Below are 8,213 nucleotides of genomic sequence, written 5' to 3' on the forward strand. Positions count from 1 at the left end.
GGTTACATTCCGAACCCGGAAGCTAAGCCTCACAGCGCCGATGGTACTGCAGGGGGGACCCTGTGGGAGAGTAGGACGCCGCCGAACAATTCTTCAGAAGAACCCCTGATCCATTCGGATCAGGGGTTCTTTGCGTTTGCCCATGGGAATGGGAAGGACTCGCCCGCCCGCTCGCTGGTGCGGCGAGCGGGCGGGGCAGAGTGATTCAGATGAGGTGGTCGAACTCGCCGGCCTTGGCGCCCAGGAGGAAGGCACGGAGCTGGGTGGCCGAGGTGGTGAGGATGACGGAGGGATCGTCAGATTCGCGAATGTGGCGGAGCTCGTTGGTGCCGTGGGCCAGTTCCAGACAGGAATTGCCGGCATCGCCGCCACTGAACGATGACTTCTGCCAGGAGAATCCAGCCATCTGAGACGCCTCTCAGGTTTGTAGGGTGTAGAGGAGGTGTTGAAGAAGTCCCCAGGAGTTTCGCGAGTTGGTCGGAGCCGTTGCATCGACGGCCGGCAGTGCGATCTCGCTCAACTGTTGGAACTTCCATCCGTACGCCGTAATGGTCTCAGGGTCGCCCTGATGCTCGGCGCGCCCGGGCACATCCAGCAGGATGGTTGCCAGGTCAACACATCCGGGGTCGCACAGTACGAAGGGGCCTGACTGAGGAGGCTTCCTCGTAGCTGTGAAGGGGAGGACTTGGAGAGTGATGTTGGGGTGTTCGGCCATGTTCAGCAGGTGGTCCAACTGAGCCCTCATGACTTCCACACCAGGGAAGAGCATTCGCAAGGCTGCTTCGTGGATGACGAATTGAAACTGCCTCTCCTCGTCTTGCAGGACGCGCTGACGGTCTATGCGGAACTGGATGGCCGTCGCCAGGTCCCAGTGCCCGTTGCGGTAGGCATCCTTGTAGATGGCTTCAGCGTATTCAGGTAGTTGGAGCAGCCCGGGAATGTACAGAGTCTCGAAGTTGTCCAGACGGGCACTTCGGTCTTCGAGCTCGGCCAGGTCGAGCGACAGGTCGGGCACCTGGCCCTTGTACTTGCTCCACCAGCCCTTGCCGTTGCTGGCTCCGAGAGCGTGTAGCAGCCTGACATAGGTCTCATCCGTGCACCCGTAGCCTTCGAGCAAGACCGAGAGTCGCTCCGGGTCGAGCGCCGTTCGAGCCGCCTCGATGTGGCTCAGCTGTGGGCCCGCGATGCCGATGAGGGCGCCGGCGTCCTTGACGGCCAGGCCCGCTGCCTCGCGCAACCTCCTCAGCTCAGCGCCGAACCGCCGCTGTCGCTCGCTGATTTGGGTCCTGAGTGCCAAGGGGGATTCCTTCCGTGTCGGGCCAGTCTCCACCCACACGGGTGAGCTTAGCCAAGTTGAGCGGGGTATCTCGGAGATCTGGTTGCACGCGTAACACCTATCGCCCTACTCTCAGTGTTGCACCGATCACATGGCGGAGTGTCTGCTTCGTCGATTCCCCTCCTCATCCCCTGGGGTCTCTCATGCGTGCCTGCAACCCTCCCGACTGGTCCACCGCTCGGGCCGAGCTCTCCGACCTCCTCGCCTCGGACGGGTGGCGACCGTCCGTCATCTCCGACGCCGAACTCGCCCTCCACGAACTCTTCTTCAATGCCTGGCGGCACGGGGACACCCTTGCTCCCATGGTCGTCCTGGCCCTCGCCGGCCACCGGCTCCGGGTCTCGGTCGCCGACAACAGCCCGGTCATCCCCGGCGACGTCCACCTCCCCGCGGACCTGCTCGCGGTCTCCGGCCGGGGCCTCTTCCTCGTCCGGGCCCTCACCCACCGGTTCGGCGCCGAGGCCCGTAAGCACGGCAAGGTCGTCTGGTTCGAGCTGCTGAAGGAAGCCGCCGCGTGAAGCGTCAGCCGATGAAGCCCGGCGACCCCGCATCCGCTCCTACGCCGAGGAGGACGTCCTCATCCTCCTCGGCGAACTCCACGAGCGCGGCCGCAAGTACGGCCTCCTCTTCCCCTCCGCCTGCACGGACAAGACCGTCGACGGTCGCCTCGTCGTCCGCTTCGGCATGGCCCCGGCGTCGACCCTTCTGAACCTCCTCACCCTCCTCCTCGACGCCGACCGCGGGCGCTCGTGCGGTTCCTGATCGCCGCGGCCTTCCTCACCCTGCTCGCTCTCGCTATCGCCACCGTCGTCCTGGGCGTCATCACCACGCTCAACCTTGCAAGGCCCGACGAAGAGGAGTCCTGACATGCCCGGCCCCATCCCCACCCCCACCCCCGACCCGGCCGACGACCCCGACGTCAGCAACGCCCTCGCCGCGGCCAACTACGCCGTCGCCGCCGCCTTCAACACCGTCTTCGGCGTCGCCGTCGCCCCGCCCGTCCCCGACGACTTCGACTGGCCGAAGCTCGACGCCTTCGTCCACCACCTGGGCTTCGCCGCCGACGACTCCGACACCGCCCTCAATCTCTACCGCCTGCTCTTCGCCGTCCAGCGCATCGCCTACCGCGAGGCCGCCGGCCGCAACTCCCCCTGGTCGGCCGCCCGCCTCAGCCCGCGCCCCCACTAGCCGCCGGAACGCGTCGGAGATTCTTGACGCGTCGGGAATCTCCGACGCATACTGGCTTCATGCCAACGGACGTGTTCGGCGCGCTGGCCAACCCGGTGCGGCGCAGACTGCTCGAAAGCCTGCGGGAAGGCCCCCGCTCCACAGGCGAACTGGCCTCGATGTTCGAGCTCGGGAGGCCCGCGGTCTCCGAGCACCTGGCGGTGCTCCGTTCCGTCGGGCTGGTACGCGAGGAGCCGCGCGGCCGGCACCGCTTCCACCACCTCGAACCGGCCCGACTGGCCGAGGTGAGCGCGTGGCTGCATCCGTTCGAGCACTACTGGAAGCAGCGCCTGGACGCGCTGTCCGACCTCCTGGACGAGGACAACGAAACATGACCGAGAACAACACGATCACCTGCGAGAAGTTCCTGCCCCACCCGCCGGCGGCGGTGTGGAAGGCCCTCACCGATCCGGAATCGCACGCCCGCTGGTGGGCCGCCGGGGACATCAAGCCCGTCGTCGGGCACCGCTTCACCCTCGACATGGGCAACTTCGGCAGCCAGCCCTGCGAGGTGACCGAGGTGGACGACCAGCGGCTGCTGGTCTACCGGTTCGCCGAGGGCTCGCTCGACACCACCATCACCTGGACGCTCCACCCGGAGGGTACGGGCACCCGCCTCGTCCTCGTCCACGCGGGCTTCGACCTCGACTCCCCGATGGGCCGGCAGGCGTACGACGGCATGGGCAGGGGCTGGCCCCACGTCCTCGACCGTCTCGACTCCGTCCTGGGCGAGACCGCCTAGGGAGAGCACAGGAAGTCGGCCCGTCCGACTTCCTGCTCCACGTGGCCCCGAAAACCGGAGGACACCGGGGCCCGGCTTCCGGTACGACAACCGGGTGAGACTGCGAACGAAGATCCATCGGGTCCGCCTCGGCCAGGACGAGTACCGGGTGGTCACCCCGCTGCGGCAGACCCCCGGCGCCCTCCTCTCCGCGAGCCCGGGCAGCTGGTTCATGGACCTGCACCTCGACCGGCAGGGCGCCGAGGACCTCGTCACCGCCTGGGCCCTGGCCGCCCGCTCCCGGTGCTCGCTGATCCACCTGCCGCTGCGGGCCAACACCGGTCCGGCCGGACCGTACGACGTCCCGCCGGAGGACCGGCTGGACCTCCTGCTCGTCCACCACAGCCTCGGTTTCCCGCCCTCCCGGTGGAAGGCGGTCCGCGCCCGGCTGGGCGGCGCCGGGATCCCGCACACCGTGGACCTTCCGGCCACCGACTTCGACGGCGAGGACACCGACCGCTCCTTCGTCCACCGGCGCGACGAGCTCCGCTTCGCCGGCGGCGCCCGAACGTTGGTGGTCACCGGCAGCCCCACCGCGTTCCGCCGGACGGGCGCCCGGCTCCACGAACTCAGCCGCGAGGCCCCCGGCCGGCGCTCCGGATGGCGCCCGGACGCGCACCAGTGCGTGACCCTCACCCACGAGGGCTGGGGCTCGGCCCGCGCGGCCAAGGGCGTCCCGGCGAGCCTGCACGTCGTGTACGCCCACCGCTGGCGTGCCGCATGAGTGGGAAGTCGGCCCGGCCGACTTCCCGGGACGTGGGTCAGCGCTTTAGCAGCGGCTCCGCGATCACCAGCCGGGCGGCCTTCGACGGGTTGCAGTCACTGTCGGTGATGTAGGCGATCCCGAGGCGGATGCCGCCGGTGATGTCGAGGTCGATGGTCTGCGGGTTGCCCACACCGACGGGGAAGGACGCGAGCTTCCTGTCGTCGACGAACACCTCGATGGTGATCGCGTTGTAGGGCGAGTTGTCGTCGATGCCGACGGCGGACGCGGTGAAGCGCTTCCAGTTCCGCCCGAGGTTGTAGCCCACCCACCCCCTGCGGGAGCAGGTCGACATCCCGAGCGCGTCGTCGTACTGCTTCGCGTTCAGCGTGCCCGTGACCGGGCGCAGCGGCGTGCCGGTCGTGTCGACGTAGGTCATCAGGCTGAGCCGCTGGGTGTCCGGCCCGGCTTCGGCGGCTGCCGGGGCGGCGGAGCCCGGGGCGCTCGCCGTGACGGTGACCGTCGCGGCCGGGAGGGTGACGGTCGGCCCCGGCACGGTCTGGATCGCGGTGGCCTGCGTCGCGGTCGGCGGACTGACGACGGCGGGCAGGCCGAAGTAGCCGAGCAGGAGCCCCAGCAGGCCGGTGCCGGCGGAGATCAGTGCGGCGATCTCACCGAGCGGGCGCTGACGTTGCGCACCGTTGCCCGGCGTCTCCGGGCCGGGTTCCTGCCGGTGCGGGTCTGGCTGTACGCCGCTCACGGAACAACTCCCCCCTGGCGTCTGGTCGTTGCGCTCGGCAAGTGTTCAGCACGGGGTGCGGCCGCGTCCAGGCATCGGACACAGGGGAAGCCGGACGCGCGGGAGTTCGGACGCGTAGGAAGTCGGACGGGAGCCGGTCGGCGGCCTCCCGCCTCAGCGCCGCTCCCACGCCTCGCGTTGGACGGACACCGTGGGGATGGCGGCGACCGCCTCGACGAAGCGGCCCTGCGTGCCCAGGACCAAGGCCACGGTTCGGTAGGCCTCGTGCTCGGTGGACGACCGGAGCACGTCGAGGGCCTCGTCCGCCCGGCCGTTCCGGGCCAGCATCCAGGCCAGCGTGGTGTCCCAGAGGCCGGGCTCCCGCTCGCTCAGGGCCTTCGCCTCCGCGGCGCCCTCGGCGTAGCGCTCTGCCTTCCCGAGCAGGTAGAGCCGCGTGTGGTGCACGACGTCGGGATGCCCGTCGACGTACGCGGCGCCGAGGCCGTCCAGGAGCTCCAGCGCCTGGTCCGGGCGGTCGCCGCGGACCAGCAGGTCGATCGCCTCGTGGAGGAGGTTCCCCTCGTCGTCCTCGTACGTGGGCCGTCCGACGTCGACGGCCTCGTCGAGGCGCCCCTGGCGGGCCAGGAACGTCATGAGGCGTCGGCGAGCGCGCCTGCCGTCCGCTTCGAGGCCCTCGCGCAGGACGGCCTCGGCCTCCAGGATCCGTCCCTGTCCCTCCAGCGCGTCCACGTACGCGGGGAGGGTGGCCTCCGCGTGCTCGCCGGTGGTCAGCTCGCGCAGTTGCTCGAACCGGCCCCGGCGGGCGAGGAGTTCCGCGTACCGCCAGGCCGTGCGGGGCAGCTCGGACACGACCGGGCCCAGCACCCGGATCGCCTCGTCCGCCCGGCCCGTGCGTTCCAGGACCATGCTGTACAGCACCAGTACCTCCGACGGCTGGTGCCGGCATCCGCGCTCATCCCCGGCGGCCGGGCACCGGCAGTCCGCCGTGCCGCCCAGGGCCCGCTCGGCGCACGGGGCGAGCAACTCCAGGACGCGGGCGTCACGGTGCTGTCCCCTGGTCAGCTCGACCAGTGACTCCAGGATCCACGGCTCCCCGAGGTGGGGCGTGAGCACCTCGATGGCCTCGTCCACCCGCCCGGCCTCCACCAGCGGTTCGGCAAACCACCGGCACTCGGACGCCGACTCCAGGCCGGCCGCGTCCGGGCGCACCAGCGCCAGCCCCTCCTCGATCCGGCCCCGCCGGACCAGGATCGCGGCGGACTCCCGTACGGCGAACGGCCAGCCGACCGCGACGAACGGCTCCAGGACCGTCAGGGCCCGCTCGAACTCCCCGGCCGCGCACAGTTCGCGGACCGCCGCCTGGGCGCAGAACCACTCACCGCGGTCCCGGGCGGTCTCGATCACCAGCTCCAACTGCCCCTGCTTGAGCAGGTACTCCGCCATGGGAAGGTCGATTCCGCCGTCGAACTGCCGCTGCCACGCGAGATCGTCGAGATTCACCGGGGCAGGCTATGCGAGGAGGCCGACGCCCCGCCCGGAGATCTTCGGCGGATGTCCGCCTTCCGGTGGCGGAGACGGTCGCGCTGGAGGCCGAGATCAGTACCAGGACGAGGACGGAGGCCTGAGGCGCCGGGCATGGTGCCAGGCGGATCACGCTCCCGGCGACCGGTCTTCCACCGTCGGGTCCCAGAGCCCGCCGGCCTCGCCGCGCGCCAGGTGGTCGGCGTAGACGGCGGTCTTCCAGGCGATCAGCGAGCGGCACTCCTCCAGTTCCCTGATCCGCTCGTCGACCCGCCGCTGGTGGGCGTCCAGCAGCCGCAGCCGTTCGGCCTCGTTGCCCGGGCCCTGCCGCACCAGTTCGGCGAACCGGCGGAGGTCGGCGAGCGGCATCCCGGACTCGCGCAGCCTGACGCAGATCTCCAGCCACTGCACGTCGAGCGCGGCGTACCGGCGGCGCCCGCCCGCCGTGCGCCGCACCGGGCCGACCAGCAGCCCCTCGCGCTCGTAGAAGCGCAGGGCGTGCACGCTGAGCCCGGTGCGCTCGGCCACCTCGCCGATGCTGAGTTCCGTCATGCCGTCAGAGCCTAGGAGAACCGGTGGATCCGGGACTTGATCTAGACCGCACTCCACTTCCTACCGTCGTCGCCATGACCACCAGCACCAGCAGCACGGCCGTCGCCGACCGGCAGCGGCCGACCGGCTCGCCCTTCTCCGCCGCCAGCACCGCCGAGGAGGTCCTGGCGGGCCTCGACCTCTCCGGCCGCACCGCCGTCGTGACCGGCGGCTACTCGGGCCTCGGCCTGGCGACCACCCTGGCACTGACCGCCGCCGGCGCCAGCGTGATCGTCCCGGCCCGCCGCCCGGACGTCGCCCGCGCCGCGCTCCACGGAACCGGGAGCCGGGTCCTCCCGATGGACCTCGCCGACCCCGGGAGCGTGCGCGCTGCCGCCGGGCTGATCCGCGAGGCCACGGACCGCCTCGACCTGCTGCTGGCCGTCGCCGGCGTCATGGCCACTCCGGAGCGGCGCGTCGGTCCTGGCTGGGAGGGGCAGTTGGCCATCAACCACCTCGGGCACTTCCTCCTCGCCTGCGAGCTGTACCCGCTGCTGGCCGCCGCCCCCGACGGCGCCCGCGTCGTCGTCAACAGCTCCGCCGGGCACGCCCTGACCGACATCCGCCGGCACGACCCGCACTTCCGCACCGGCTACGACAAGTGGCTGGCGTACGGCCAGTCCAAGACCGCCAACGCGCTGTTCGCCGTGCACCTCGACGTGCTCGGGCGGGGCGACGGCGTCCGGGCGTTCTCGCTCCACCCGGGCAAGATCATCACCGGGCTCCAGCGGGAGATGACCCGGCAGGAGCAGGTCGACCGCGGCTGGGTGGACGCGCAGGGGCGGGTGATCGGCGCGGGCTTCAAGACGGCCTCCCAGGGCGCGGCCACCGGACTGTGGGCGGCCACCTCGCCGCTGCTCGACGGCCGAGGCGGGCTCTACCTGGAGGACTGCGAGGCGGCCCCGGTCTGCGGCCCGGACACCCCGATGGACGACGGCGGCGTCCGCCCGTACGCCGTCGACCCCGACGCGGCCGCCCGGTTGTGGGAGCTGTCCCTCGCCGCGACCGGCGCCGCCCCGGTGCTCCGCTGAGCGGGCCCGTTCCGGGCGGCTCCAGCAGCACGGCTGCTCGCCGACCGCCCGCGCCCGCCGGGCGAGGGCGGTCAACTCCTCGGCCGGCGGCAGCAGATCGGACGGGCCGGCGCCTCGGCGGTGACGCACGCGGCACTGACGGGGAGCAGGGCAGCAGGAAAGGTTGCCTCCCCCCCCCCCCATGCCCACAACTCCGACGAAAATGCTGCCGACGTTCACTCGGGTGCTGCGGAAGTCGGGGGTCTTTCCGTAGCAATCCATCG

Annotated in this window: 11 protein-coding genes and 1 rRNA gene; 7 read left to right on the forward strand and 5 right to left on the reverse strand. The window is 71.0% G+C overall.

What is annotated here, in order from left to right; all coding sequences use genetic code 11:
* Positions 1-87, forward strand: a 5S ribosomal RNA gene (gene rrf, locus ACZ5OX_RS35280); the annotation flags it as partial.
* Between the two features lie 118 nt (positions 88-205).
* Here rrf and ACZ5OX_RS35285 read toward each other — a convergent pair.
* Together ACZ5OX_RS35285 and ACZ5OX_RS35290 are read right to left on the reverse strand one after the other, a co-directional pair.
* The gene (locus ACZ5OX_RS35285; protein WP_449790345.1) at positions 206-406 is read right to left on the reverse strand and encodes a DUF397 domain-containing protein; all 201 of its coding nucleotides are present in this window, start codon (positions 404-406) and stop codon (positions 206-208) included.
* 12 nt (positions 407-418) lie between these two features.
* The gene (locus ACZ5OX_RS35290) at positions 419-1,297 is read right to left on the reverse strand and encodes a helix-turn-helix domain-containing protein (protein ID WP_465635902.1); all 879 of its coding nucleotides are present in this window, start codon (positions 1,295-1,297) and stop codon (positions 419-421) included.
* A gap of 182 nt (positions 1,298-1,479) precedes the next feature.
* Between ACZ5OX_RS35290 and ACZ5OX_RS35295 the strand changes: the two genes are divergently transcribed.
* From ACZ5OX_RS35295 to ACZ5OX_RS35315, 5 genes are all read left to right on the forward strand, one after another.
* Positions 1,480-1,854, forward strand: coding sequence for an ATP-binding protein (locus ACZ5OX_RS35295; RefSeq protein WP_465635904.1), 375 nt, complete (start codon positions 1,480-1,482; stop codon positions 1,852-1,854).
* Positions 1,855-2,203: 349 nt separating this feature from the next.
* Entirely contained in the window at positions 2,204-2,524 is a 321-nt protein-coding gene (locus ACZ5OX_RS35300; RefSeq protein WP_465635906.1) for a hypothetical protein, read from the forward strand.
* Positions 2,525-2,583: 59 nt separating this feature from the next.
* Complete coding sequence (locus ACZ5OX_RS35305; protein WP_465635907.1) at positions 2,584-2,898, forward strand: ArsR/SmtB family transcription factor; 315 nt, start codon at positions 2,584-2,586, stop codon at positions 2,896-2,898.
* On the forward strand, positions 2,895-3,305 hold the full coding sequence (locus ACZ5OX_RS35310) for an SRPBCC family protein (protein WP_465635909.1): 411 nt from the start codon (positions 2,895-2,897) through the stop codon (positions 3,303-3,305). The genes ACZ5OX_RS35305 and ACZ5OX_RS35310 overlap by 4 nt, the downstream gene beginning before the upstream one ends.
* Before the next feature lie 94 nt (positions 3,306-3,399).
* Positions 3,400-4,068 carry a hypothetical protein gene (locus ACZ5OX_RS35315; RefSeq protein WP_465635911.1) on the forward strand — a complete coding sequence of 223 codons (669 nt, stop codon included), beginning with the start codon at positions 3,400-3,402 and terminating at the stop codon, positions 4,066-4,068.
* A 37-nt stretch (positions 4,069-4,105) separates the two neighbouring features.
* Here the strand turns inward: ACZ5OX_RS35315 and ACZ5OX_RS35320 are convergent, their stop codons facing one another.
* The 3 genes from ACZ5OX_RS35320 to ACZ5OX_RS35330 form a co-directional block, all read right to left on the reverse strand.
* A complete protein-coding gene (locus tag ACZ5OX_RS35320; protein ID WP_465635912.1) occupies positions 4,106-4,807 on the reverse strand; it encodes an NPCBM/NEW2 domain-containing protein in 702 nt (233 codons plus the stop codon).
* A gap of 153 nt (positions 4,808-4,960) precedes the next feature.
* Positions 4,961-6,307 (reverse strand): tetratricopeptide repeat protein, encoded by a 1,347-nt coding sequence (locus tag ACZ5OX_RS35325; RefSeq protein ID WP_465635914.1) that lies wholly within the window; start codon positions 6,305-6,307, stop codon positions 4,961-4,963.
* Positions 6,308-6,457: 150 nt separating this feature from the next.
* Positions 6,458-6,880 (reverse strand): MerR family transcriptional regulator, encoded by a 423-nt coding sequence (locus ACZ5OX_RS35330; protein WP_465635916.1) that lies wholly within the window; start codon positions 6,878-6,880, stop codon positions 6,458-6,460.
* A gap of 74 nt (positions 6,881-6,954) precedes the next feature.
* On the opposite strand from ACZ5OX_RS35330, the gene ACZ5OX_RS35335 reads away from it, so the two are divergent.
* On the forward strand, positions 6,955-7,950 hold the full coding sequence (locus tag ACZ5OX_RS35335) for an oxidoreductase (RefSeq protein ID WP_465635917.1): 996 nt from the start codon (positions 6,955-6,957) through the stop codon (positions 7,948-7,950).
* Positions 7,951-8,213 lie beyond the last annotated feature (263 nt).

It is taken from the genome of Kitasatospora sp. NPDC032121, assembly GCF_055580145.1.